The organism is Burkholderia sp. Ac-20365 (assembly GCF_017104715.1).
In the GTDB taxonomy this organism is placed as follows: domain Bacteria; phylum Pseudomonadota; class Gammaproteobacteria; order Burkholderiales; family Burkholderiaceae; genus Paraburkholderia.
In genome coordinates this window covers 12227-36245 of sequence record NZ_JAAGPI010000017.1, presented here as the reverse complement: position 1 = coordinate 36245, position 24019 = coordinate 12227, and the positions used below count along the sequence as shown (strand labels likewise).

The 24019-nt window shown below is 59.7% G+C and carries 23 protein-coding genes; 11 read left to right on the top strand and 12 right to left on the bottom strand.

Features of this window, described 5'->3' with window-relative positions:
* Positions 1-90: 90 nt before the first annotated feature.
* Complete coding sequence (locus G3O01_RS25510; protein WP_205809293.1) at positions 91-243, top strand: DUF6496 domain-containing protein; 153 nt, start codon at positions 91-93, stop codon at positions 241-243.
* 91 nt (positions 244-334) lie between these two features.
* Here G3O01_RS25510 and G3O01_RS25505 read toward each other — a convergent pair whose 3' ends face one another.
* Positions 335-736, bottom strand: a complete 402-nt coding sequence (locus tag G3O01_RS25505; RefSeq protein ID WP_205809291.1) for a GFA family protein — start codon at positions 734-736, stop codon at positions 335-337.
* Positions 737-907: 171 nt separating this feature from the next.
* Here G3O01_RS25505 and G3O01_RS25500 point away from each other — a divergent pair, with 171 nt between their 5' ends.
* On the top strand, positions 908-2668 hold the full coding sequence (locus G3O01_RS25500) for a hybrid sensor histidine kinase/response regulator (protein WP_205809289.1): 1761 nt from the start codon (positions 908-910) through the stop codon (positions 2666-2668).
* A 392-nt stretch (positions 2669-3060) separates the two neighbouring features.
* A complete protein-coding gene (locus G3O01_RS25495) occupies positions 3061-4047 on the top strand; it encodes a zinc-dependent alcohol dehydrogenase family protein (RefSeq protein WP_205809287.1) in 987 nt (328 codons plus the stop codon).
* A gap of 15 nt (positions 4048-4062) precedes the next feature.
* Here G3O01_RS25495 and G3O01_RS25490 read toward each other — a convergent pair whose 3' ends face one another.
* Together G3O01_RS25490 and G3O01_RS25485 are read right to left on the bottom strand one after the other, a co-directional pair.
* Positions 4063-4932 (bottom strand): LysR family transcriptional regulator, encoded by an 870-nt coding sequence (locus tag G3O01_RS25490; protein WP_205809285.1) that lies wholly within the window; start codon positions 4930-4932, stop codon positions 4063-4065.
* A 338-nt stretch (positions 4933-5270) separates the two neighbouring features.
* A complete protein-coding gene (locus G3O01_RS25485) occupies positions 5271-6011 on the bottom strand; it encodes a response regulator transcription factor (RefSeq protein ID WP_205809283.1) in 741 nt (246 codons plus the stop codon).
* A 585-nt stretch (positions 6012-6596) separates the two neighbouring features.
* On the opposite strand from G3O01_RS25485, the gene G3O01_RS25480 reads away from it, so the two are divergent.
* Positions 6597-7286 carry a GntR family transcriptional regulator gene (locus tag G3O01_RS25480; RefSeq protein ID WP_205809281.1) on the top strand — a complete coding sequence of 230 codons (690 nt, stop codon included), beginning with the start codon at positions 6597-6599 and terminating at the stop codon, positions 7284-7286.
* Here the strand turns inward: G3O01_RS25480 and G3O01_RS25475 are convergent.
* The 3 genes from G3O01_RS25475 to G3O01_RS25465 form a co-directional block, all read right to left on the bottom strand.
* Complete coding sequence (locus G3O01_RS25475) at positions 7252-7779, bottom strand: hypothetical protein (protein WP_205809279.1); 528 nt, start codon at positions 7777-7779, stop codon at positions 7252-7254. The two genes, G3O01_RS25480 and G3O01_RS25475, sit on opposite strands and share 35 nt — an antisense overlap.
* A 212-nt stretch (positions 7780-7991) precedes the next feature.
* Positions 7992-8468: a nuclear transport factor 2 family protein gene (locus tag G3O01_RS25470; RefSeq protein WP_205809277.1), complete on the bottom strand. Its 477-nt coding sequence runs from the start codon at positions 8466-8468 to the stop codon at positions 7992-7994.
* A 22-nt stretch (positions 8469-8490) separates the two neighbouring features.
* Positions 8491-9123 carry a TetR/AcrR family transcriptional regulator gene (locus G3O01_RS25465; RefSeq protein WP_205809275.1) on the bottom strand — a complete coding sequence of 211 codons (633 nt, stop codon included), beginning with the start codon at positions 9121-9123 and terminating at the stop codon, positions 8491-8493.
* A gap of 128 nt (positions 9124-9251) precedes the next feature.
* Here G3O01_RS25465 and G3O01_RS25460 point away from each other — a divergent pair, with 128 nt between their 5' ends.
* Positions 9252-9899, top strand: a complete 648-nt coding sequence (locus tag G3O01_RS25460) for a YceI family protein (RefSeq protein ID WP_205809273.1) — start codon at positions 9252-9254, stop codon at positions 9897-9899.
* A gap of 41 nt (positions 9900-9940) precedes the next feature.
* Here G3O01_RS25460 and tdh read toward each other — a convergent pair whose 3' ends face one another.
* Entirely contained in the window at positions 9941-10969 is a 1029-nt protein-coding gene (tdh, locus tag G3O01_RS25455; protein ID WP_205809271.1) for an L-threonine 3-dehydrogenase, read from the bottom strand.
* Positions 10970-10987: 18 nt separating this feature from the next.
* On the bottom strand, positions 10988-12187 hold the full coding sequence (locus tag G3O01_RS25450; protein ID WP_205809269.1) for a glycine C-acetyltransferase: 1200 nt from the start codon (positions 12185-12187) through the stop codon (positions 10988-10990).
* Positions 12188-12330: 143 nt separating this feature from the next.
* On the opposite strand from G3O01_RS25450, the gene G3O01_RS25445 reads away from it, so the two are divergent.
* The 3 genes from G3O01_RS25445 to G3O01_RS25435 all read left to right on the top strand — a co-directional run bounded on the left by G3O01_RS25445 (position 12331) and on the right by G3O01_RS25435 (position 14646).
* Positions 12331-12945: an XRE family transcriptional regulator gene (locus G3O01_RS25445; RefSeq protein WP_205809266.1), complete on the top strand. Its 615-nt coding sequence runs from the start codon at positions 12331-12333 to the stop codon at positions 12943-12945.
* Positions 12946-13031: 86 nt separating this feature from the next.
* Positions 13032-13430, top strand: coding sequence for a DUF2471 family protein (locus tag G3O01_RS25440; RefSeq protein WP_205809264.1), 399 nt, complete (start codon positions 13032-13034; stop codon positions 13428-13430).
* A 157-nt stretch (positions 13431-13587) separates the two neighbouring features.
* On the top strand, positions 13588-14646 hold the full coding sequence (locus G3O01_RS25435; protein ID WP_205809262.1) for a tyrosine-type recombinase/integrase: 1059 nt from the start codon (positions 13588-13590) through the stop codon (positions 14644-14646).
* Between the two features lie 80 nt (positions 14647-14726).
* Here the strand turns inward: G3O01_RS25435 and G3O01_RS25430 are convergent, their stop codons facing one another.
* A complete protein-coding gene (locus tag G3O01_RS25430; protein WP_205809260.1) occupies positions 14727-15932 on the bottom strand; it encodes a DNA-binding protein in 1206 nt (401 codons plus the stop codon).
* Positions 15933-17892: 1960 nt separating this feature from the next.
* Here G3O01_RS25430 and G3O01_RS25425 point away from each other — a divergent pair.
* Positions 17893-19242, top strand: a complete 1350-nt coding sequence (locus G3O01_RS25425; RefSeq protein ID WP_205809258.1) for a replication initiation protein — start codon at positions 17893-17895, stop codon at positions 19240-19242.
* A 48-nt stretch (positions 19243-19290) separates the two neighbouring features.
* Here the strand turns inward: G3O01_RS25425 and G3O01_RS25420 are convergent, their stop codons facing one another.
* Both G3O01_RS25420 and parA read right to left on the bottom strand, forming a co-directional pair.
* Positions 19291-20355 carry a ParB/RepB/Spo0J family partition protein gene (locus G3O01_RS25420; protein ID WP_205809256.1) on the bottom strand — a complete coding sequence of 355 codons (1065 nt, stop codon included), beginning with the start codon at positions 20353-20355 and terminating at the stop codon, positions 19291-19293.
* A 24-nt stretch (positions 20356-20379) separates the two neighbouring features.
* A complete protein-coding gene (gene parA / locus G3O01_RS25415; RefSeq protein ID WP_054923833.1) occupies positions 20380-21042 on the bottom strand; it encodes a ParA family partition ATPase in 663 nt (220 codons plus the stop codon).
* Between the two features lie 674 nt (positions 21043-21716).
* Between parA and arsC the strand changes: the two genes are divergently transcribed.
* The gene (gene arsC, locus G3O01_RS25410; protein ID WP_205809254.1) at positions 21717-22088 is read left to right on the top strand and encodes an arsenate reductase (glutaredoxin); all 372 of its coding nucleotides are present in this window, start codon (positions 21717-21719) and stop codon (positions 22086-22088) included.
* Between the two features lie 54 nt (positions 22089-22142).
* Here the strand turns inward: arsC and G3O01_RS25405 are convergent, their stop codons facing one another.
* Complete coding sequence (locus G3O01_RS25405; protein WP_205809252.1) at positions 22143-23108, bottom strand: sulfonate ABC transporter substrate-binding protein; 966 nt, start codon at positions 23106-23108, stop codon at positions 22143-22145.
* 253 nt (positions 23109-23361) lie between these two features.
* Here G3O01_RS25405 and G3O01_RS25400 point away from each other — a divergent pair, with 253 nt between their 5' ends.
* Positions 23362-23652 (top strand): DUF1272 domain-containing protein, encoded by a 291-nt coding sequence (locus G3O01_RS25400; protein ID WP_205809250.1) that lies wholly within the window; start codon positions 23362-23364, stop codon positions 23650-23652.
* Positions 23653-24019 lie beyond the last annotated feature (367 nt).

Below are 24019 nucleotides of genomic sequence, written 5' to 3'. Positions count from 1 at the left end.
AACGGCAGATGCTCGTCTAAGCGCATGCCGGGTCGTGCGCTGGTGATGCAGCGCAGGCAAGGCGCGTTGGAGCAAGCAAAGGAGAGCGACATGCCACTGAAACGAGGCACATCGAAGGAAACCATCGGCCACAACATCAAGACAGAAAAGAAGGCGGGCAAACCGCAGAAACAGGCGGTCGCGATCGCGCTGAATCAGGCGCGCAAGTCAGGCGCGAAGATTCCGAAGAAGCAGCATCAATAGCGTTATCGATGCGCGTGTGAAGAAGGAAGAAGCAGCGCGGGCAGATCGATTCCCGCCCGCGCTGCGTATCTCCGCCGATGTACCGCTCCAGCTAGTGCTGGCGTTCCTCGTCGTACTCCGGCCGCACGCCGCGTGGCAGCCACGGTTCCTTGCGCTTGCACCAGAGTTCATATGCGGGTTCGAACAGTCCGGTGTCGTCGAATGCGCCTATCGGTACGGCAATTTCATCGCGGTTGGTGTACACCATGAACGCAACCGACCCGCATTGCGGGCAGAAATGCCGCCGGCCATGCTCCGAACTCTGCCATTCGCTCGTGTTACCGGTCAGCGTGACGGCATCGCGGTGATAGATCGCGTATGAGCCGAAAGCCGACCCATGCACCCGCCGGCATGTCATGCAGTGACACATGCCCACACGGGTGGGCGAGCCGCTCGCGCGAAAACGTACGGCGCCGCAGGCACATCCGCCTTCGTAGCTCTGTTGCTGGTTCATCGCTTTGCCTCCATGAGACTGAGCATGACGGGAACGCAGGGAACATACCCACGTCAATACCGCGAATAACGACGCAATGCCTCCAACGTAACACCTATACTCCTTCGATAACGGCCCGTCTGCCGTTGGCACGCGCGACAACGCGCGGCGAACCCTTCTCCACCGAGCATCATGAGCGACGGCATCGAAAACGCCCGCAGGGCGGGCGTACTGCGCACTGACGATCTGAAGGACCGGCCCGCGCGCGCGCCCGACCACGCCGCCGAAGTCCGCACGCTCGTCACGGTTGCCGGCGCGCAGACAGGACGCCGCGACACGTTGCTGCAAGCCATCGCCGATGCCGCGCTCGCCGCATGCCGCGCAGGCAGTGCCGGCATCAGCCTGCTGGAAACTACTAGCGAAGGCGAAGCGGTGTTTCGCTGGCGCGCGGTAGCGGGCGCGTGCGCGGCGTTCGAAGGCAGGACCACCGCGTGGGCCGAGTGTCCTTGCGGCATGACACTCGAACTCGGCGCCGCGCAACTCTTCGTCGAGCCGCACACCTTCTTCAAGAGCTTGCGCGATGCCGGCGCGGTGATCACGGAAGGCATCATCACACCCATTCCGATCCGCTGCCCCGAGTCGAAGCAGCTTGGCGCGATCTGGGTCGCGTCGCACGACGCGCATCGCTTCGATAGCGAAGATGTGCGCCTGCTCGGCAATCTCGCCGTGCTCGCCGGCGCGGCGCTCACGTTGCTCGATGCACAACAGGCGGCCGAAGCGGAAGCCGCCGCCGCACAACAGGCAAGGCGCGCGCTCGAAGACGCGGCACATCGGCGCGACGAGTTCATCGCGATGCTCGGTCACGAACTGCGCAACCCGATGGCGCCCATCGACAGCTCCATCGCCGCACTCAGGCTGCTATGCGCCGGCGAAGAGCAAGCCACCGATGTCCTCGCCATCGCGCAGCGGCAGATGCGCCAGCTGCGCACGCTCGTCGACGATCTGCTCGATGCTGCGCGCCTGCGGCACGGCAAGCTTGCGATCAAATACAGCCGCACGTCGCTGAACGAGATCGTCTATGACGCGATCACCGCGCTCAAGCATCACATCGACGCGCGCAAGCATCGGCTGGTGATCGACGGATTGGATCAGCCGGTTCATGTGCGCGCCGATCATGTGCGCCTGAGCCAGGTGGTTGGCAACCTGCTGTCGAACGCGGCGAAGTACACGCCTGCGGGCGGCACGCTGCGACTGGGCGTGCAGACCGGCGCGGACGCGCATGACGGCATGGTGTCGATCGTCATCGAGGACAACGGTGTTGGCATGAGCCGCGAAGCGCTCGACCACGTGTTCGAGCTGTTCGCGCAGTCGCCGTCGAGCATGCGGCGCTCGGAGGGCGGACTGGGTATCGGGCTCGCGGTCGTGAAGCGGCTCGTCGAACTGCACGACGGCACGATCGCGCTCGACAGTCAGGGCATTGGACGCGGCACGCGCGTCACGCTGCGGCTGCCGATACTCGACCGCGATCCGCGCGTCGCGCACGAGACGACGGTGATCGCGAGCGCTGCGCCGAGCCGTATCCTGCTGGTCGACGACAACGCCGATGCGCTCGACGCGCTGCATCTGCTGCTCGAACTCGAAGGCCATCAGGTGATCGTCGCCCGCAGCGGCCACGATGCATTGAAGATCGCGGAGAAGGAAGCGCCCGAAATCGGCATCATCGATATCGGCATGCCGGAGATGGACGGCTTCGAAGTGGCGCGTGCCATCCGCGCGAACGCGGCGCTCGCGCACATGTTTCTGATCGCACTGACGGGCTACTCGTCCGAGTCGGACAAGTCGCGCGCGCTCGCGGCAGGCTTCGACTATCACCTCACGAAACCCGTTTCGATGGAACGCCTCGCCGATGTGCTGTCGCATCGCGACGGCAGGCACATTAGCGGTCTTGTCTGATGTAAGCCCGCGCGCGGTAAAGGTGAGTCGTGTTGCGCGCACCGGCGTCACTTTTCCTGGGTCCCGCAAAGCCTCACCATTGATCCGGCAGCGCCTTCAAACGCATCCTTAACGACTCAAGCGAACCCTTATGTATCAAGGGTTTGCGGACAGCTACGGTGCGCATACCAACGGGTTGTTGCTCACTCCCGAATCTTCTCACCTTTATGCTGCACGTCCCGTTCGCAACGAGCTTCTGTTCGCAGACCCAGGTAAAGCGCGGCGCTCGCCCGTGCCTGTCCGAACCCATGCATTTGTGTTTGGACGTCGTGCTAAATCGTTGATTTACCAGGGTTCTGCATTCGCCCATCATGTGTTTCGTCAACAGCATTCCTCTTCTGCCGGAGCACATCATGTCCATGCAAGCCCTCGTTCTCAGCCAGTACAAAGGCCCTCTCGTTCCGACGACGATGCCGATTCCCGAACCCGCGCGCGGCGAAGTGCTCGTGCGGATTCACGCAAGCGGCCTCAATCCGCTCGACACCAAGATTCGTGCAGGCGCCGCCGCGCATGCACGTCATCCGTTGCCGCTCGTGCTCGGTATCGATCTGGCGGGCGTGATCGTCGCGCTCGGCGCGGATGTGTCGGGCTTCAAGGTCGGCGATGAGGTCTATGGGATGACGGGCGGCGTCGGCGGCATTCAGGGTTCGCTGGCGCAATACGCGGCCGTCGATGCACAACTGCTCGCACACAAGCCATCCAATCTGTCGATGCGCGAAGCCGCCGCGCTGCCGCTCGCGTTCATCACGTCGTATGCGGGGATCGTCGACCGCGCGCATTTGCAGGCCGGTCAAACCGTGCTCGTGCAAGGCGGTGCGGGCGGTGTCGGGCATGTGTCGGTGCAACTGGCGCGCGCGCTCGGCGCACAGGTCTACGCGACGGCCAGCGCCCGCGATCAGGATATCGTTGCGCGCTTCGGCGCGACGCCGATCGACTACGCGGCGCGTACGGTCGAGCAATATGTCTTCGAACTGACGGCCGGCGAAGGCTTCGATCTCGTCGCCGATACCGTTGGCGGCGCCACGCTCGATGCATCGTTTGCGGCCGTCAAGCACTTTGGCCATGTGGTGAGCGCGCTCGGCTGGGGCACGCATGCGCTTGCGCCGCTGTCATTCCGCGAAGCGACGTATTCCGGTGTGTTCACGCTGCATCCGCTACTCACCGGCAAGCATCGCGCGCATCACGGCGAGATGATGGCCGAAGCGACACGCCTGGTTGAGCAAGGCAAGCTCACGCCGCATCTCGATCCGCGCCGCTTCGATCTCGCCTCGGCGGAACGTGCGTACGATGCGATCACGGAGCGCACCGCTCGCGGCAAGATCGTCGTTGAAATCGAATGATGATGGTGTGACGGCTCACACGTTGGCGAGCCGCTCGATCACGACATCGAGCACTGCGCGCAGGCGCGCAAGGCGCTTCAGGTCGCGATGATAGCCAAGCCATACGTCGCGGCCAGGCGGCGCTTCGCCCAGATCGATGCGCCGCAAGCCCGGCGTGTTGTCGCCGAGCGGACACGGCAACACCGCAAAGCCGCCGCCTTCCGCGCACATGCGCGCCTGCACGCCGCGGTTGTTGCTTGCGTAAGCGACATGCGCGTTTGGCAGCATCTGCCTGATCCAGGCAACGTCGGGCAGTTCGCCGAATGCCGAGTCCATGGTGATCAAAGACTGGCCCGCGCCATCACCGCGCGTGGGCGCGACGAGATCGATACGTCCGTAGAGCGCGTAATCCATGTGCATCAGCTTGCGCTGGATAACGTCCGGTTCGTCGAACGGCGTGATGCGGAACACCAGATCGGCTTCGCGACGCGCGAGGTTGTAGCGGCGCGAGTCGGTGATCAGTTCGATCGACATCTGCGGATGACGCGCGAGGAACGAAGCGAACACGGGCGTCAGCACATGAATGCCGTACCAGTCCGACGACGATACGCGCAGACCGCCCGTCAGCTGCTGTTCGTTGCCCGCAAGCGAGCGCATGAACGCGTGCGCTTCTTCTTCCATGCGCTCGGCGTACATCAGCACGGCATGGCCTTCATCGGTGAGCACGAAGCCTTCGGCCGTGCGCTGAAAGAGCGCGTGGCCGACCGCTTCTTCGAGCGCACGCAGACGCCGGCCCATGGTCGGCTGGGTCTGCCCGACTTCGCGCGCAGCCGCGCCCAGCGTGCCGCAGCGGGCGACCGCGAGGAAGATGCGCACGTCGCTCCAGTCCAGTTTTGAATCGTTCATAACCGCCTTTAGCCGCATGCGATGGCTCGCGTTGCCTGCGATTATGAACGGCACCGGCATGCTTGCGGTGATTGTCGTGCTCGAAGAATTTGCACGGTTGGGCGGTGAAGGTGAGGAGTTTCGGGAGCCGGCACTGCTTGCGATCCAGCACCCGAAAAGGCTCACCTTTGATGCATCGATGGCCGGTCTGACATGTACCGAATGCTGGCCGTCGAAATTTTTATGCCTTGTTTTCAGGGGTTTTTTCGCTTCAGGTGATGTGCGAATCCACGTTCACGATCACCGGAAGCGAGACTCCCGAAAAGCCTCACCGTTTGTACATGGCGCGCGTTTGTGGATTAGTAAGCCAGCGCGTCGCCAGTTTCGCGCGATGTCTTTCGCGCGACCCATTGCGCGCTTCGACGCTCATCTGAAGACGATTCGTCACGCGGAACGGTCCATCCCATGCCACGGACGTTGCGGATCAGGTTGCGGCCGAAGCGCTTTCTCATTGCGTGAATCAGCACGTCGATCGCATTGCTTTCGACTTCTCTGCCCCACCCGTAAATACGTTCTTCGAGCTGGCCGCGCGAGAGTATGCTGCCGCGCCGTTCGATAAACGCATGCATCAGCGCGAATTCACGCGCGGACAGTGCAGACACGGCACCGTTACGGCAGATCGTGCGATTGTGCAGATCGAGACTGAGCGCTTCGTCGCCAATGCGCGAAGTCGCGTAACCCGCGGCCCTGCGCAGCACGGCTCGAATGCGCGCCAGCAGTTCGCGGATATCGATTGGTTTGAGCAGACAATCATCGGCGCCGATGTCGAGACCACGCACACGCGTGTCGGGATCATCGCGCTCGGTGAGCAACAGCACGGGAACCCGGCTGCCCGCGGCGCGCGACGACCTCAGCAGATCCATCCCGCAAACGCCCGCGACACCCGGATTGAGCAGCACGAACGCGTAATAGGCGGAGGCGATTGCCGTGCTGCCGGACTTTCCATCGCGAACCCAGTCGACGTTGTAGTCCGCGCTTTTAAGTGCACAAAACAGTTTCTGGCCAACATCCAGATCATTCTCAACCATCAAGACTCGCATTTTTCCCTCATCGCATAGCCGCAGGCGCCCGGTGCGTGCCGTCCGCGCCATTGGGATCGGTAACCTCCCCGTTCAATTCGGATTACGTTCAGCTTTTGTGGATTTGTCAGACGGTTGCGCGTCGCGTGGCTTTGGTTTGTTCGCTTGATCGTTTGTGCCATACGCTGAACCGCTCTTCCTGTTCGCTGTTGCAAAGACTGCAACGCGCGCGCTTTCTATAGATGATTGTGTAGTAGTTGTAGTAGCGCGTTACTAGGAAGTGAGTGAATTCTAGTGCGGTTCTTAAAGCCTACAATAAGGGTAAATACTTATCTTTCGTGCTCGTTTTGATGGTGCGCCGCCGCAGCGTGTGGAAACGCTTCCTCGCAAGCCAGTATTAGGTTCCGCAATACCCGCTGTAGCACGCGTGCAGCAGTTGATGTGCGCTCGCCGGCTCCCATAACGCTGAATGCCAAGTAGCGAGTGCTTTCGATTTTTAGTTTAGTTTCAGTAGCGCGTTACTGGCTGAAACACAGAAGCGCGTGACGCATTACTGCGTAGTTCTCCAGTACACTCGAGCGCAAATCGGTCGACACTGAGGTTGAGATGGACGTATTGCAGGGTGCAGGCAATCTCCGCGAGCAGGTTCTCGAGCGGGTGCGCTCAGAGATCGTATCGGGGCGCATACCTGCTGGCACTGTCTACTCGGTGCCGGGCCTCGCAACCGAACTGGGCATATCGACCACGCCCGTACGAGAAGCATTGCTGGAATTGACGCGTAACGGTCTGCTCGTAGCAATGCGAAACCGCGGGTTTCGCGTCGAGCCGCTTTCTCTCGAAGCGCTGGATAACCTCTTCACCATGCGCGAACTGCTCGAGCGCTTCGCACTCGAGACACTCGCCCGTCAAGGTCTGAAAGACCGCGCCCCTCTCGTTGCACTCGCGGATGAAGTGGCACAAGCGGTCGAAGCGGCCGACGTCCCCGCATACATCGCCACCGATCGCGCGTTTCACGAAGCGCTAGTCGGGCAGGTCGGCAATCCTTTGCTGACGAAAATGGTGATGCAGTTACGCGACGACATGCGCCTGTATGGGATCGATTCTCCTGAGGGCCTGAAGCGCCAGGAGGAATCGGTGAAAGAGCACTATCAGATGATCGATCTGGCCGGCGAACAGGACGTCGATCAAATCGGAAAGCTGATCAGCCTGCACATTCTTGCGTGGAAGCCGCTTTTCGAAGCGACTCTCGATCCGGACAGCGTTAGAACTTCACCTTCACCTGAAACCCGATCGTGAACGGCAGGTTATCGGAAGGAATGGGCGGAATCAGAATGAAGTTCGCGCCGACGCGCTTGTAATCGACCATCACGATAGGCGCAGCGACAGGCCCGACCGAGTGATTGTGGCCGAGGCCCCAGTTGCCGTAGTTGTAGCCGGAAATGATGCCGCCCATCACCGCGAGGCGGATGAAGCCCCAGTGCACGAACTCGGGTGCCCACACGCCACCGCCATAGTACGACGGACGACGCAATGAGTTGCGAAAGCCGCCTGCCGTCAAAGCCCACTGCCCGTTGAGCCAGCACTCGACGCCAAGACCAGGATTGAACTGCTCGAAATCGGTGCCCGGGTCGGGATCGATGTGATACGAGCCGAGCATCGCATCGACCCATACGCCGCCGCTACACCAGTCGGCCGCCTGTGCGCCCGACGCGCCCATCAGTCCGATGCCCGCTACCGCTGCTGCCACGCATGCTCGACGAATCTTGTTCTTGATCTTTCCAAACGGCATGTGTTCTCCGCAACCGGTCGCGCGCCGGCGTCTGAATGTCGGGATTAGTATCGAATTGCTCTCCAGTCGCGCACTGTACCCCACAAGCCTGCGGTTGAGATGGAGTGTGCGCTCGGAACGACACCACGCATAAAGACGGCAACGATAGCGAATGAACGGTTGCAGCTTCGTGAACGCGCCGCGCGCGCGTTCACCGTTGCAACGACTGCGTATTACAGGCCCAGATCCGACAATCCCGGATGATCGTCCGGACGGCGACCCAGCGGCCAGCGATACAGGCGCTCTTCTTCGCGGATCGGCTTGTCGTTGATGCTTGCGTGGCGATACGCCATCAATCCGTTCTCGTCGAACTCCCAGTTCTCGTTGCCATACGAACGGAACCAGTTGCCCGAATCGTCGTGCCATTCATACGCGAAGCGCACGGCGATGCGGTTATCGGTGAACGCCCACAGTTCCTTGATCAAACGGTAGTCGAGTTCCCTCGCCCACTTGCGCTGCAGGAACGCGACGATCTCCGCACGTCCCTGAGGGAAATCCGCACGATTGCGCCATTTACTATCCGGCGTGTAAGCGAGCGATACGCGCTCCGGTTCGCGCGTGTTCCAGGCATCTTCAGCAGCGCGCACTTTCTGGATGGCCGTCTCGCGCGTGAACGGCGGGACGGGAGGACGTCTTTCGATTTCGGCCATGATGGTTCCTCGTTGAACTGCGTCAGGTGGATGCTCGCGCGTTCGGCGAGCGGGTGCTTGCATGGGTGGAGTCGAGCAGATGCCCGGCTGCGGCGCGTGCGTCGAGCGCGGCGTCGGCATCGCCGCTCACGAGTGCGACGCCAATCGCGCCATCGATCAGGATCAGCCACTGCCGTGACAGACGCGCCGCGCGCCGGCTGTCGCTGCCCGTCGATGCTGCATATTCGTCGCATTGCGCGCGCACGAATTCGAGCAGTCGTTCCTTGTGTTCTCGCGCAACGACGCGGATCGGATCGTCAGGCGAAGCGATCTCGCCCGCGGCATTCAGAAACGCGCAGCCGTGAAAATCGTCCGACACGAACCATTCGCGCAATACGTCGAACATCGCGAGCAGACGCGCACGTGGCTGCTTGCCGCGACGTAATGTTCCTTCGATAAACCATTTCATCCAGCGCTCGTCGCGCCGCTCGAGCGCGGCCGCCACCAGCGCATCTTTCGATTCGAAGTGCGTGTAGAAGCTTTTGCGCGCCGTGCCCGACTGCCGGACGATCGCATCCACGCCCGTTGCGTGAATGCCGCCCGCGTAAATCAACGCTTCCGCTGCGTCGAGCAGACGCTCGCGCGCGCTACCCGCTGTGTCATCAGATGTAGCCATGCGCGAAGGGTAGAACGATCATTCTCCTTCGTCAAGTATTCGTTATACGTTGGCTCGCTTCGCATTGCCTGTCGCTTTGGCGCGGCATGCATTATCGTGTTGTGGAATCGTTCAAAAGGATGAGTGTCATGGGCATCGATTTTCGCCGTGCTGCGCTTGTGTCCGTCGTTGCGTTGTCCGTGGTGACGGCGCTGGGCGCGTGCACACCGCTGCAGGTCGTCACGCACACAGTCACGCAGACGGAAGCGCGCGTGCCTGCCGGTCAGTACAAGCTCGACCCGCATCACACGAGTGTCACATTCAACGTCGATCACCTGAAGTTTTCGCGCTTCATGATTCGCTTCGATCGCGTGGCGGGTGAGATCGACTGGAAGGAAGGTGGGCTCGACAAGAGTCAGGTCGCGGTGACGATCGACGCGGCGAGTATCGACACGAATGTTCCACTGCTCGACAAGATGGTGAAGGGGTCGGACATGCTCGATGTGGAGCGCAATCCGCAGATCCGTTTTGTCAGCACGCGTTTCGAGCGCACGGGCGAGGCGCGCGGCAAGCTGACCGGCGATCTGACGATACGCGGCGTCACGCAACCCGTGACGCTCGATGTGACGTTCAACGGCTACGGACTCGATCCGCTGACGAAAGCCTATACGCTGGGCTTTTCGGCGGACGGACAGTTCAGCCGTTCGAAGTTTGGTCTGACGACATGGTATCCCGCGGTGGGCGACGACATCCACGTCATCATTCAGACGGAGGCCGCGCGACCTCCTGAGGGTTGAGTTTTTGCGGCTCTGTTAAGCGGCTCTGTTAAGCGGTGCTGTTAAGCGGTCCAGTCGAGAACCACTTTGCCGCTTTCACCCGACAGCATCGTCGCAAACGCTTTTTCGTAATCGTCGACGGCGAAGCGGTGCGTGAGAATCGGCGAGAGATCCAGTCCGCTTTGCAGCATCGCGACCATCTTGTACCAGGTCTCGAACATCTCGCGGCCATAAATGCCCTTGATTTCGAGGCCTTTGAAGATGACCTGATTCCAGTCGATCGCCGTTTGCGCAGGCGGAATGCCGAGCAGCGCAACCTTGCCGCCGTGGTTCATCGCTTCGAGCATCGACGTGAACGCGCTCGGCACACCCGACATTTCGAGGCCCACGTCGAAGCCTTCCGTCATGTGCAGTTCGCTCATCACGTCGCGCAGCGATTCACGCGACACGTTCACCGCGCGCGTCGCGCCCATCTTGCGCGCGAGCTCGAGACGGTAATCGTTGACATCGGTGATCACGACATTACGCGCACCGACGTGTTTCGCAATCGCCACGGCCATGATGCCGATCGGGCCCGCGCCTGTGATCAACACGTCTTCGCCGACCAGATTGAATGACAATGCCGTGTGCGTCGCGTTGCCGAACGGATCGAAGATCGCCGCGAGATCGTCGGAGATTTCAGGCGGAATCTTGAACGCGTTGAACGCGGGAATCACGAGATATTCCGCAAACGCGCCTTCACGATTCACGCCGACGCCAACGGTATTGCGGCACAGATGGCGACGTCCCGCGCGACAGTTGCGACAGAAGCCGCATGTGATATGCCCTTCGCCCGACACGCGATCGCCGATCGAAAAGCCGCGCACTTCCTGGCCCATTTCGACGATTTCGCCGACGTATTCATGGCCGACGTGCATCGGCACAGGAATCGTTTTTTGGGCCCAATCGTCCCACTTCCAGATATGAATATCAGTGCCGCAAATGGCCGTGCGCGTGATGCGGATCATCACGTCGTTATGACCCACTTCGGGTTTCTTCACGCGGGTCAACGTGAGGCCCGGTGCGCGTTCGAGTTTTGCCAGTGCTTTCATTGCTGTTGATGCCCCGTTTCAGATCACGCCAAGCGAACGGCCGACGCGCGCGAACGCATCGACGGCACGATCGATCTGTTCTGCCGTGTGCGCGGCGCTCATCTGCGTGCGAATGCGCGCGCGGCCCTTCGGCACAACGGGATACGAAAAGCCGATCACGTACACGCCTTCCTTCAGCAGCGCGTCGGCCATGTTCGACGCGAGTTGCGCATCGCCGAGCATCACGGGAATGATCGGATGTTCGCCGGGCACGAGCGTGAAGCCGTGCGCGCTCATTGCCTGACGGAAATGCGCACCGTTTGCGCGCACGCGTTCGCGCAATTGCTTGCCTTCGTCGCTGGCGAGCAGTTCGAGTACTTCCAGCGATGCAGCAGCGATGCTCGGCGTGAGCGTGTTCGAAAACAGATAGGGACGCGAGCGCTGACGCAACAGATCGACAATTTCCTGGCGCGCCGCGACATAGCCGCCGGATGCACCACCGAGCGCCTTGCCCAATGTGCCCGTGATGATGTCGACGCGATCGAGCACACCGCAATGCTCAGGCGTGCCGCGTCCGTGTTCGCCGATGAAACCCACCGCGTGCGAATCGTCGACCATGACGAGCGCGCCGTAGCGGTCAGCGAGATCGCAGATGCCCGCGAGGTCGGCGATGATGCCATCCATCGAAAACACGCCGTCGGTTGCGATCAGCTTGAAGCGCGCACCCGCGGCATCGGCTTCGCGCAGCTTTGCTTCGAGATCGGCGAGGTCGTTGTTCTTGTAGCGGAAACGCTTGGCTTTCGACAGACGCACGCCGTCGATGATGCTCGCGTGATTCAGTTCGTCGCTGATGATCGCGTCGTTGTCGTCGAGCAGCGTTTCGAACAGGCCGCCGTTCGCGTCGAAGCAGCTCGAGTAGAGAATGCAGTCGTCGGTTTTCAGGAAAGCCGACAGCGCGCGTTCGAGTTCCTTGTGCACGGTTTGCGTGCCGCAGATGAAACGCACCGACGCCATGCCGAAGCCATCCTTGTCGAGCCCGTCTTTTGCTGCGGCGATCAGGCGCGCATCGTTCGCGAGACCGAGATAGTTGTTCGCGCAGAAGTTCAACACCTCGGCGCCGCTCTGCAGACGAATATCGGACGATTGCTGGCTCGCAATCACACGTTCGGTCTTGTGAAAACCATCGGCGCGAATCTGGTCGAGCGTGCTGCGCAGATGCGCGAGGAAGGGGTCACGCATGAAACGGCTCCTTGAATGGCCGGCTCTGCAGCGCACCATGCGGCGCGCCGGCCTGTTATAGTCGGCTTCGGTTTTATCGGAAATTTTCGTTTTTTCGAACTAAAGTTCGATATGTCGAACAACTCTAAACGATAGGTCTGGAAATGGCAAGTTCGGGAACGCGCAGGAGTTCGTCGACTACGGCGACGACGGCCGCGCAGTCGATATCGGCGCCGCCGCGCGTCGGCGAGCAGATTCAGCGGTTGCGCAGTGAACGCAAAATGACGCTCGACGATCTGTCGCGCGCAGCGGGCGTGTCGAAATCGATGTTGTCGGAAATCGAGCGGGACAAGGCGAATCCGACGATTGCGGTTGCATGGCGGCTGACGAACGCGTTGGGTGTGAGCCTCGATTCGCTGTTCGCGCCGCAGAAGGCGCCGGATCCGATTGCGGTGTCCGGGCCGCACGAGATTCCGACGCTGAGCGGCCACGAAGCGAAATATCAGTTGCGCGTTTGGGGACCGATTGAACTGGCCGGCAAGTTCGAGTGGTATGAACTGACGCTGCAACCCGGTGGTGCGCTGGTGTCGAGCGCGCACGAGCCCGGGACGCGCGAGCACCTGACGGTTTTGCACGGCACGATCGATATCGACGCGGCAGGGACGACGAAGCGCCTGAAAGCCGCCGACACCGCGCGTTACGTCGCCGACGAGCCGCACGCGATACGCAACGGCGGCAAAGGCGAGGCGAAAGCGTTGCTTGTTGTCATTCACGGGTAGCCTGAATCGCTATTCTTTGGCGTACTCCCCGGTTGCAGTCAATACTGTATGTTTGTACAGTATACGCAGTCCGACGGAGCCGAAGAATGAATGAGTTGAACAACGAACAGGATCTGGCTGCGCTGCGCTTCAAGTCCGCAGCGCGTGACCTCGAACACATCGTCCGGCACATCGCGCGCCGGTATATCGTGCAGCAGGTGCCGCTGACATGGCGGCTTCTGCATGCGATCGAAGCAGAAGCGCTTGCGGATCTCGGGTTCGCCAGCCGTCACGATCCCTTCATGCTCGGGCTGTTCCAACGGCCCGACGATTTCCAGTTTCCCGAAACAGATGACTGCGTCGATTTCGGCCGCTCGAATGCGCTGCCGGCTGTCTTCGCGTTCGCTGTTGCTGCCTATGACGAGGCGGCGAAATCGAAGTCGACTGCAATCGACACTATGGTTGTGGCCCGAGACCGGGCAGTCGGCAGAGCGTGGGGTGGTTGAGCAACCGGGGACCCGTTGAGGGTCGGGCTCAGGCGGCGAGAGTTTATGCGCGTAAAGTCTGCGCGGCTGACCAAACCTCGCGCGCCGAGCCGCCTGACAGACGTCCGGTCTTGTACCGGCTACAATGATTTTGACGCAACTAACGGAAGCATAGTTTATGGTCTCCATCGATCCCGTTGGCTCCGCTGGAACATCCACCTCCAGCGATGATCTGTTCGATCGCGAACGTCAGGACTGGCTGGTCGATCCCCGTGCCGCGTTCGACGCATGGCTGGCCGGCCAAAACTTTCGGAACTCGTCGGCCGACGTGTATCGCGCCCAGTGGGGACTGTTTCTTGAGTGGCTGCAGGCACGACATAAGAATCTCGTCACGGTCGACATGCCGTCGATTGCAGAATTCGTCGGAGGCTTGTCTATCCGGAAACCGCAACGCGCGCGGTATTTGCGACTGATCGAACGTGTGCTCGATCATGTGCGTGAGATCGAACTTGCGTCGACCAATCCCGCCCGGTTCATTGCTCAGGATGGCGAAGCAGAATGGCGCAATGCACGCGACAACGAGCCGACGGGATTTCTTTCCATTGGAGAACGTTCCGCGTTGATCGCTTATCTGTTTTCGCCCGTGACTGACATGACTTCCGCGCAGCGCTGGCGCGAGCGTCGCGACCGCGCATTGATCGCTGTGTTCCTGGGTGGCGGAATCAAGACGGGCGAGGCTCGCACGCTTTCGGTTAGTTGCGTGATGACCAGTTCGCCGTGGGTCGTAATCGAGGCGTCCAACCCGTTGTTCACACGCAGAACGCGCCTCGCGCCGTTCGCGGTCTCCGTGCTCGACGCGTGGCTCGACGAACGTAGGGAAGCCGGATTGCCGGGCGAACTGGTTTTTCCCGCTTCGCCATCCGGACGTCCGATGCACAAAGCGACAATGCTTCGCGCCGTCGATGCGCTCATCGAAGCGGCCGGAATCAGCCAGGCGCGCGACGCGCGCGCGAGTCCGCACACGTTGCGCAATTCATTCGCGGCCGATCTGTTCGAAAGCGGGGTGGAACCAGACGTCGTCGGGCAATGGCTTGGATTCGCACAGGCCGTTTCCGCAAATCGGCTGCATCGCGCATGGAAGAACTGGAACGATCAGGAACAGATCGATGCGCAGATGCAGCGCGAAGAAGCGCCGACTTCTCTCGAAGACCCCAGTCAGATGCGGGACGACGGCTAGAAGTCCCCCGTAAACCTTCACCTTTGGGCTCCTGCAAACGCTCACCTCGAACGCGTTCGCGGAAACGCGCCTGATTGAGATCAGGTCAATGCTGACGTTTTCCCCGTGGACATGAAGCGCGTCACGGCCGCCAACCGGGAAGCGCCCGTTCCCGACGAATGCTCGCACTCGGGGCAAAGCAATTCGTAGTGGTGATCGACCTGCGAAAGCTCCGGCTCACCTTCGACGCATTTTGGGCAGCGCGCTGGCAGCGCGACATGTCCATCGACCGCCGTGCCGATCGACTCCAGTTCTTCGCCGCTTAATTTTCCATTGCTAGCAAGCTGACACAGCAATTGCGCGATGCCGGGATCGATGCCTTGCTGGGCACGCAGCGCAGCCATCTGGCGAGTCAGGAGATCGAGTTCGTCCGACTGCTCGCGCATTTGCGCTTCGAGCCTGTCCCCGCGGGCTTTGGCGGCAGCCAGTTGCTGGATGAAGTCGAATTCCTTCCTGTTCGCATCGCGTACGCCGGCCTGATACGTCGCCGCCATTGCACGCAACGAATCAAGTTCGACGAGCATGGGCTTCACGCGGCGCTCGGCTTCCGCGACCGCATCCTTGATCTGTTGAGCGTAGTGCTCCGCGTTTTGGCGCATCTCACCATGCAGTGCATCGAGGCGGTCCCGCAGACCTGCATTCGTCGACTGCTCGGTGTCGAGACGCTTATGAAGCGACTCGTTTTCGGCTTCAAGCCGGCGCACCGAAGATTTCAATCCTTCCTGATGTGCCGATCCGCTGGTATTGGCTGCGGCAAGTTGAGTTTCAAGAACGCGAACGCGTTCCCAGGCAGCGTCTGCGCGTGACTCGCTGCGTTGAATAGCCTCTTCAGACACTTCTTTTCGAATCTTGCCTTCATGCGAATCGCGTTCAGCTGCAGCGCGTAACGTCTGAAGTTCGTGGCGCTCTTCATCGAGCGACGCTTTGGCATGAATCAATGCGTCTTCAAACAACGCGCCGAGCAATTCGCCTGCTTTCTCTTCTAGCGCTTTAGGAATGACACCAGCGCCGACGCGCACGCGCGACGCAGATCGAATGCGCTCCCAAAAGCTGTCGATGTCTTTCGGGATATCGCTTGCGCTACCTGTTTGTGTCAGGTCTCTGACAGCGGCCATGGATGGCCGGATACCAAGATCGAAGAAAAGACGCTTGCAGGCGTGGAGGGATAATTCCTGTCGGCGGGCGCCGTTTGCGCGCAACGTGTCGAGTTCTTTTCGGATGGCCTGGCGTTCTTCGTCGAGGTTCATGGTTCTCTCTGCGCTGCATGAATTCGACGAATAATAACAATTTACGTAGTGTTTGATACGTTTTTTGGTTTCTGTGCGTCTTTCTCGCCACAAGGTAGCTGGTAAGGCTTCGATTACGCGTGTTCGCTTGAACAGTGCCACCTGATTCGTGAAACAAAACGAAGAGTGGCCACTAAGTTATTGTTAACGAATGGATTTCCGTGTTTGCAGATTGGTTTGGCACTGTTTCACGGAAGTGCGTGAGGGTTTGGGTGTCGATTCTTCGTTTTTCGGAAGACTCGCGGGGCGGTTCTAGAGAGTAATAAAAGTAAACACCTTTGAACCTTAGTTAACTACGTTAACGCCAGGCAAAAGCCTTACTGGATAAGGCTCGACAGGCAATCGGGTGAAGCTTTACGGGAATCATGGTGAGCTTCGGCAGGATAGCGCAGTGATGGGGTTCGGGGATAGTGGTGAGCTATCTCAGGAAAGATCGTGAGTGGCTTCGGGAACACCCTGATGGCCAGTTGCGAGGATAGGTGAAGGTTTTCGGGAACCGCGGCTGATCTGTGCCCCGTAAACGCTGATTCGCCTGTTTTTGCGATAACGGAACGCGGTGAGGGGATTCAGGAGGCTGCCTGGCGCGCGTTTTTGAACGATTTCACGAGCTCGAAACGTGTTCGGTGAGCGCTCACAGGAGAAAAATGGATTCGAAGGTGAGGTTTTTCGGGGTTAAGAAGCCGTTTTCGTGTGAGATTTCGCCTGACTAGACGAAAAGGTGAGGTTTTACGGGAGTTTGCGAGGTCCAAAGGGAGCCGAAATTCGCTTTTACAGCGCATAAAATCCAAAGGTGAGCGAATTCAGGACCCGAAAAAGACACGCATTTCTTGCGCCAGAATGCACCCGGAAAAATCAAAAGGTGAGCGTTTTCAGGGGGAGTAAAAGACCCGTTTGAACGCAAAGGTGAGGAAATTCGGGATAGGTAAACTGACCGTCGTCGCGGATAAGCAGTGCTGATGCGGGTATTGTCGAGCGGCGTTGGTCCCGAACATTTTGGTGCAGGTGAGAATTTTCGGGAGTTTTGGACGCCCAGTTTTTGAGCATAGGTTTCCCGCGCTGTTGGCTAATGGTGAGAATTTTCGGGGAGTGTTCAGCGCATCGCATGAAAAATGGTCAACATTGCTATATTTTAAGTAATTGAATTTAAATGGATTTTTGTCATTTCCTCGTCAAGGTGAGCATATCCGGGAGCCAGTACGCCGGAGGTCGGCTCGTCGCTGATTTCCGACGATGGCGGCTAAAGGTGAGGATTTTCAGGAGCGAATCGGCGCCGCCGACTCGTGGTTCAGGCGAGGAACGCTGGCCTGTAGTGGATTGCGTCCCGGTGAAGGTGAGAATATTCGGGACCATTGCTCGAGTCGCGTTTACGCACGCCGGTCGCGAGAGGTGGCGCGTCGCTGGCCGTCTGCAAGCTTCCTGTATCGGGAGCGCGACATCGAGTTTGCGAACGAATGGATCCGCGGTGCGTGCGGACGCGCTCGGGCACTAGAAGGCTGTCCAATGTCTGTCCGGCCACATACTAGGCCGGATCCATGCTCCTCCCTGTTAAAGCGAAAGAAATAGAAGTGCCGCGAAACGGCGGGCGGCTCTCCCGTGCAGGCGAGCACCGCGCGCCCTTGCGTCCAGCTGACGCTAATCAAGAAATCGAGTCGTATATTTGCGACGTTCGTAGTGGTGAGTACTTTCGGGAGTCGATCGGCCGGGTTGAAAAGGACGCGAGTCGACACGGTTTACACCTGGCCCACGAGTATCAACGATGCCAGAACAGGCGTCGGGCGATCCAAGGTGAGGCTTTTCGGGACCCGTCGCTGGTGAGTCAGGTGACGTAAACCGATTTCACCCCAGGTAGGTGAGAGAGGTGCTATAGACGTGCATCACCACAGCCGGTATGCTTTCGCGAAATCTCTTCCCGACTCGACGCATGGCTACGAAGCGCGCGAAAAAAACCGATGTGGTGAGCCCAAGCTCCGCCGAATTGCGCAAAGCCGTCGAGGCGATCGCCATTCAGCCCAAGAGCGGCAAAATCACGCTGCTCACCCGCAAACTGTTCAACGTCTTGCTAGCCGTCGCGCAGCAGGCGGACGAATCGGGCGACACGTATCGCGCGCTGCTCTCGGACATCGTCGCCAACTCCGCGTTCGATTCGAACGACACCGCCCTCGTCAAGGAGCATTTGCGCCGCATGGTTTCCGTGCAGGTCGAATGGAGTCAGGGAACATCCAGTCAGAAGCCCGGCCGCAAGTGGGGTATCTCGACGCTGATCGCCGATGCGGAAATTCTCGAAGATCCGGCGACGCGCCGCGTCTGGGTCGAATTCTCGTTCGCGCCAAAGATCAAGAAGAAACTGCTGGACCCCGTGCAATACGCACGCCTGAGTCTGCAGTTCCAAAGCCAGTTGCGCAGCAGTGCGGGACTCGCGCTCTACGAAATCTGCGTGCGTTACCTGACCAACCCGAGCCATCTGACGATGCGTGAGGCGTGGGAATGGTGGCGACCCATCCTGTCGGGCACACCCGACACCGAAGCCGGCGATGAAGCCAAGCGCGAGTACAAATACTTCAAGCGCGACTACCTGCGTCCGGCAATCGCGGAAGTAAATGCCGTCACCAATATCTTCGTTGAACTGATTGAACATCGCGAAGGTCGTCGGGTGGCCGAAATCCAGTTCCGCGTGACCGAGCGCAAGCAGCCTATGCTAGCGCTCGATGAGCATCCCAATGTTTTCGACAGCACGCTCGTCGACCGGATGGTGAAGATCGGCATTCCGCTCAAGGAAGCTCAGACGCTGTACGCGGATAGTGAGGAAAACCGGATTCGCGCGGCGCTGCAAATGACCGAGCAGCGGATGCGCAGCACGACGCTGCCTCCTGTGCGCAGCGCGCCAGCGCTGTTCAAGGACGCGTTGAAGAAGGGCTATGCACCGCCCGTCGATGCGTTGCCTTCGGCACCGGCCGGCAAAGGCTCCGCAGGCGTGCCTGCAGACGATCTGAAAGCGCGGTTGCTCGGCGAGTACATGGCGCATCGGCGCAAGGAAGCGCAGGCGCTGTACGAAGAGCAGGGCGATGGTGAGCGCGAAGTTGCCCGGCATTCGTTCGAGGAAGATGAGCTACCGGGCCTCGGCGCTCACCTGCGCGACGATTGGCGTCGACGTGGGCTGGAGTCGAAGCTGACGGAAACGGCTTTCTTCGACTGGCTCGCTCGCAAGACATGGGGCGAGCCGACGGACGGCGATCTACTCGCGTTCACACTGAGCCAATCGCGAGCTGCCTGATTCTGATGAAGCGCGCCGTGTCCGGCGCGCTTTTTTTTCCTTCCCAGGTTACGACTGTTCGGCCAGCATCTGTTCGATTTGCCGAAGGATCTCGTCGCGCTTGTCACGCGATAATCCACGCAATTTCAGTTCGAGCCGGTCGTCGCCGTACGACTTCAGATCGCCGACAGCGACGCCGCCGAGCTTGATGTCGAGCCGCTGCGCGTAACGCTGACGTCCCGCCGGCTTCGCGCTTTCTTGCGCCGTCGCTCTTCCCTTCACGATGTCCGCGACCTGACGCGTGCTCAGATCGTCAGACAGGATCTTGTTGATCAGACGCAGCGTCGAGTCCGTGCCGCGGGCTGAGTGATATCGGCCAACCTGATACGCCATGTTCGAGCCGAACCGATCGGGCCGCGCCACCATCTCCTGCATCACCGTTTCCGGCAGTTTCGCGATCGACAGCGCGACGGCGATCGTCGATTCGTCCAGACCTAGATGCTCTGCGAGTTCCTTCTGACTCTGAAAGTGCTTCTCGTCCAGAAACCGGCGCCACACGACGGCGTTATCGAACACCGTCTGTGAATCGCGCTGAACGTTGAGGTCGTATCCGAGCTTGTAGCTCTGAATGCCGATGGGCAGATCGATGACGATCGCCTTTACCGTTTCCTTGTTTGCTTCTTTCAGCGCGCGGACGCGTCGTCCGCCATCGCTGACGAAGTAGCTTCCCGGGTTGTCGTAATCGGGAATGACGTGGATGGCTTGTTGCTGTCCTTGCTTCGCGAGATTGACTGCAAGCTCGGCAATCGACGACTTCACGTAGAAGTATCGTGGGTTGAACGGACTCGGCTTGATCGCCTTCAATGGAAGTTCAACGATCTGTCCAGGGCGATAGGCGTGTTCGGCGCGCCAGGCGCGGTATTCGATCGATTCGTTTGCGGCATCGGTAACTTCCGCTTCGCCAGACGATGCGGGAGATACAACAGGACTCTTGAATGCGGCGATGTTCGCGTTCTTCGGAGCGTTCTGCACGAGTCCGTCGATCGCATTGAGCCGGTCGAGCGCCGTGCGCTTTTCGCTGCTGGTCGAATCGGGACGTGCCTGGAAGCCTTTGGCGAATTGGGACGGTTTCATTCAAGTACCTTTATGCGCATAAATTCAGGGAAGCAGAGCCGCGATCTCATCGGCGCACGCGCGAATTTCGAGGCTGGCGAGCTTGGCGCCTCGGTCGTTCATCTGCAATACGGTTTGACCTAATGCCATGGCCTGTTTGTATGCCTCGCGCGTCGGGATCTGGGTGCGCAAAAGCGGGAAACCGAGTTCCTCGAGCGCGCGCTTGAGCTCGCGGGTCAGCATCCGTTTCTCCTCCGTCTTGTTGAGGAGAAAAACGGCACGAAGGTCTTCATTCATGACCTGTGCTTGTTGAACCAGCTTGACGAGACCGACACTCGACCAATAGTCGGCGGGCGAAGAAGACGTTGGAATGACGGCAACCGTTGCGGCGAGGAGGACGACGCCTGAGACCTTTTCCGTGATCGACGGAGGGCAATCGACGACGATCAGGTCGTAGTCCGCGACGAACTTCTTGATCTCGCGATGGATCTGCGCGCCCGCTTCCGAGAGGTTCACAACAGGAAAGGGAATGCCGGAGTCGCTGTCCGAGGAGGCGCTGGCCCAGTGGATGAGGGTGTTTTGACCGTCGGCGTCGACGACGAGAACGCGCTTGCCTCTTTCATGGAAGGCTGCGCCGAGGTGCATCGCAATCGTGCTTTTACCGACCCCGCCCTTCTGCTGTGTAACTGCGATGATTTCTGCTGCCAATGTTCACCTCCTCTTTTTGCTCGCCGCTGAATTTTACCTGGATGATTTTGTAATTCAAACATTTTTGGTTACATGCAACGGTTATAGGCCGTTTGACGTGGCTTTATGCGCATAAAGGTCGGGCGCACTGTGTCGTGCGCATAGAAAATGGACGATGCTTTGCAGATGCGTGAGCAGGAAACCGCGGATCCGAGGGCGAACACCAAACGCGAAAGCGGTGCCTTACTCGACGTTCGCGGGTGACGTAGGGTGAGGGCTGTGAATGTGTGATCGCCGGACCGAACAACATCCGCTCGGTTTATGCGCATAAAGATGACGACCAAACGGACAGGTCTGCTGCGCTAACACGCGAAAGCAATGACCTATTTCGTAGCAGTTGGTCCTCGCGTTTATGCGCATAAAGTCGATCAGAGAGTGATGTACCGACAGAGCGCTCGTCGCCTGAACAGAGAATGTTTGACCGGGCTCATGCCTTCAAGGCATCAACTTGCGCGCTAGATCACGAACGCACCCGGCGCCCATGGAAAGGGCCCCGTCTTCGATGGATCGATCCGGACACGACCCGAGGCAGTCATACCAACACCGAGTCGAACTCATCCGCGACTGGCACCACGACACACCCTCCGCGCACCCGCTAAAATCTCCAACCCGTCTTCCACTCCCGCGTGACGCGCATGATCACCATCTACCACAACCCGCGCTGCTCGAAATCCCGTGGCGCTTGCGAGCTCATCGCTGATGTGTACAACCCGAAGAACGAGCCTGTCGAGGTGGTCGAATACCTCCGCACGCCGTTGTCTGTGGCGCAGTTGAAGGAATTGCACCGGATGCTTGGCTGTCCCCTTCGCGAGATGATGCGAGACTCGGAATCGGTCTACAAGGAACTGCACCTGGACGATCCATCGATGAGTGACGATCAGTTATACGAAGCGATCGTGGCGAATCCGATTCTGCTCCAACGTCCGATCGTGGTTCGCAATGGCCGTGCAGTGATCGGTCGGCCGCCAGAAAACGTCGAGGCTTTGTTCCCCGAACTGGCGAAGTGATGTGACGGGCGCGGTACGACACTTACCCGCACCGCGCGTGCAACGGACGACCGCTTACGCTTTTGCCCCGAGAACGGCTTCCTTCGTCACGATTTTGGACGGAATGATGCGCAACTCAGTGAATGTGTCTGCGATTCTCTGCTGCTCTGCGAGCACGCCGGCATCGATGGGCTTGTAGACGTGCGCATAGTGCCGCAAGCTCGCCTCGACCACACTGGCGTCGAGTCCCTGAATTGGCGCCAGCTGTGCGGCTGCTTCGCCGTAGTGCTCGCGGACCCAGGCGCCTTCCTTGCCGACTTCGGCGATAACGGCATCGATCAGTTCAGCGTTTTGTTGCGCAAACGGGCGCGCGCTGAGAAAGAACTGGTGATGGCTAACAATGCCCGCACCGTCGGTCAGGAGCCTCGCATTCGATTGCCGCTTTGCTGCTTCGAGAAACGGATCCCAGACGGCCCATGCATCGATGGCGCCTCGCTCGAACGCGGCCCGCGCGTCTGCGGGCGGCAGGAAAACAGGCTGGATATCGGTGTACTTCACTCCCGCTTTCTGAAGGGCCGCGACCAGAAACCAGTGCACGTCGGAACCCTTGTTCAGCGCGACGCGCTTGCCTTTCAGGTCGGCAACCGACTGAATCGGCGCGTCGCGATGGACCAGAATGCCTTCGGCCTGCGGCGTCGGGATCTCATACGCGGTGTACACGAAGTTCGCGCCAGCCGCCTGCGCAATCACGGGTGGCGCCTCGCCGACGTAGCCAAAGTCGATTGAACCGACGTTCAGTCCTTCAAGCAACTGCGGACCCGCCGGAAACTCCGTCCATTTCACACTGATGCCCTGCGGCGCGAAGCGCTTTTCGAGCGTGCCGTGGGCTTTCAGCAATACGAGCGTACTCGCTGCCTTTTGATACCCGATGCGAATTTCCTTCGCCGGGGATTGCGCGAAAGTAGGCCAGGCGGCAGACGCCAGTAGTGCGCCGGCCCCCGCAAGAAAGGTGCGGCGCGTGAATGTGGAATGTTGAGACATGGCAGGATTCGATGTAGCGGCGACGGTCGCAACAGGGACCGATTGCGCTCAACGATAAGCTGGCGGCTATTCCACGCGAACCGATAATTTCGCATAAGCAAATCACGATGTCGCGAACATCGACCGATGCATACGGCATGGCAGGAATTGATGCCTTACTGACGCAATTGCCTTTTCCCGTCTCTTTACACTGCAAGCTCCGCTCTCCCACAGCGGCGAAGACGCCCAGACCTTTTTGCTCCGGAGATTGAAGATGCTCGAATTGAGACCGTCGTGTGAAGGCTGCGGCAAGGCACTTCCGCCCAACGCAAGCGATGCAATGATCTGCAGTTACGAATGTACGTTTTGCGAAGTCTGCGCGTTGACTGCGCTGCGTAACGTGTGCCCAAACTGCGGCGGAAATTTCCAGCATCGGCCGGTTCGTCCCGCCGCAATGCGGGAGAAACACCCGGCTTCGTCCGAACGACACCCCGTCGGCGTAGACGAGGTCTCGCATAGTGCGTTCTTCGCGCGGTATCGCGACGTCCCGCCGTCGGAACGCTAACCGGTGGGGGAAGGGCCTCTATGGCGGGCCCTACCCAATCCCTCCCCTTCAATTCCCAGCGAAACTCGCCCGAACTCAGATTTTTCTCGGCAACAGCAACTTTCAACAATCCATAAATCCGTTTGTCCACAAGTTCGTCGCAGAACTGTATCCGCGAGCGAGGTTCGATGCCGTTTGTTGCGTAAGGCGACAGACCGATAACGCGCTTGATTGATAAGGCAAAGATTCGACCTATCCACAGGGTTATCCAGAAAATCTGTGGATAACTTTTTGGCCCCTCGAGTTATCCACCGGCGGTCACAGAAACGTCACGTCGATACACAAAGCGGGCCGTGTTGCGATGCCCTCCGATCGCTATGATTGACAG

Excerpts from the sequence above, each read along its gene's own strand:
- G3O01_RS25480 (WP_205809281.1), top strand. The coding sequence starts at position 6,597 with ATGGACGTATTGCAGGGTGCAGGCAATCTCCGCGAGCAGGTTCTCGAG.
- G3O01_RS25440 (WP_205809264.1), top strand. The coding sequence starts at position 13,032 with ATGAATGAGTTGAACAACGAACAGGATCTGGCTGCGCTGCGCTTCAAG.
- G3O01_RS25445 (WP_205809266.1), top strand. The coding sequence starts at position 12,331 with ATGGCAAGTTCGGGAACGCGCAGGAGTTCGTCGACTACGGCGACGACG.
- G3O01_RS25435 (WP_205809262.1), top strand. The coding sequence starts at position 13,588 with ATGGTCTCCATCGATCCCGTTGGCTCCGCTGGAACATCCACCTCCAGC.
- tdh (WP_205809271.1), bottom strand. The coding sequence starts at position 10,969 with ATGAAAGCACTGGCAAAACTCGAACGCGCACCGGGCCTCACGTTGACC.
- arsC (WP_205809254.1), top strand. The coding sequence starts at position 21,717 with ATGATCACCATCTACCACAACCCGCGCTGCTCGAAATCCCGTGGCGCT.
- G3O01_RS25460 (WP_205809273.1), top strand. The coding sequence starts at position 9,252 with ATGGGCATCGATTTTCGCCGTGCTGCGCTTGTGTCCGTCGTTGCGTTG.
- G3O01_RS25400 (WP_205809250.1), top strand. The coding sequence starts at position 23,362 with ATGCTCGAATTGAGACCGTCGTGTGAAGGCTGCGGCAAGGCACTTCCG.
- G3O01_RS25465 (WP_205809275.1), bottom strand. The coding sequence starts at position 9,123 with ATGGCTACATCTGATGACACAGCGGGTAGCGCGCGCGAGCGTCTGCTC.
- G3O01_RS25485 (WP_205809283.1), bottom strand. The coding sequence starts at position 6,011 with ATGCGAGTCTTGATGGTTGAGAATGATCTGGATGTTGGCCAGAAACTG.
- G3O01_RS25405 (WP_205809252.1), bottom strand. The coding sequence starts at position 23,108 with ATGTCTCAACATTCCACATTCACGCGCCGCACCTTTCTTGCGGGGGCC.
- G3O01_RS25420 (WP_205809256.1), bottom strand. The coding sequence starts at position 20,355 with ATGAAACCGTCCCAATTCGCCAAAGGCTTCCAGGCACGTCCCGATTCG.
- G3O01_RS25450 (WP_205809269.1), bottom strand. The coding sequence starts at position 12,187 with ATGCGTGACCCCTTCCTCGCGCATCTGCGCAGCACGCTCGACCAGATT.
- G3O01_RS25425 (WP_205809258.1), top strand. The coding sequence starts at position 17,893 with ATGGCTACGAAGCGCGCGAAAAAAACCGATGTGGTGAGCCCAAGCTCC.
- G3O01_RS25510 (WP_205809293.1), top strand. The coding sequence starts at position 91 with ATGCCACTGAAACGAGGCACATCGAAGGAAACCATCGGCCACAACATC.
- G3O01_RS25490 (WP_205809285.1), bottom strand. The coding sequence starts at position 4,932 with ATGAACGATTCAAAACTGGACTGGAGCGACGTGCGCATCTTCCTCGCG.
- G3O01_RS25505 (WP_205809291.1), bottom strand. The coding sequence starts at position 736 with ATGAACCAGCAACAGAGCTACGAAGGCGGATGTGCCTGCGGCGCCGTA.
- G3O01_RS25475 (WP_205809279.1), bottom strand. The coding sequence starts at position 7,779 with ATGCCGTTTGGAAAGATCAAGAACAAGATTCGTCGAGCATGCGTGGCA.
- G3O01_RS25500 (WP_205809289.1), top strand. The coding sequence starts at position 908 with ATGAGCGACGGCATCGAAAACGCCCGCAGGGCGGGCGTACTGCGCACT.
- G3O01_RS25430 (WP_205809260.1), bottom strand. The coding sequence starts at position 15,932 with ATGAACCTCGACGAAGAACGCCAGGCCATCCGAAAAGAACTCGACACG.
- G3O01_RS25495 (WP_205809287.1), top strand. The coding sequence starts at position 3,061 with ATGTCCATGCAAGCCCTCGTTCTCAGCCAGTACAAAGGCCCTCTCGTT.
- G3O01_RS25470 (WP_205809277.1), bottom strand. The coding sequence starts at position 8,468 with ATGGCCGAAATCGAAAGACGTCCTCCCGTCCCGCCGTTCACGCGCGAG.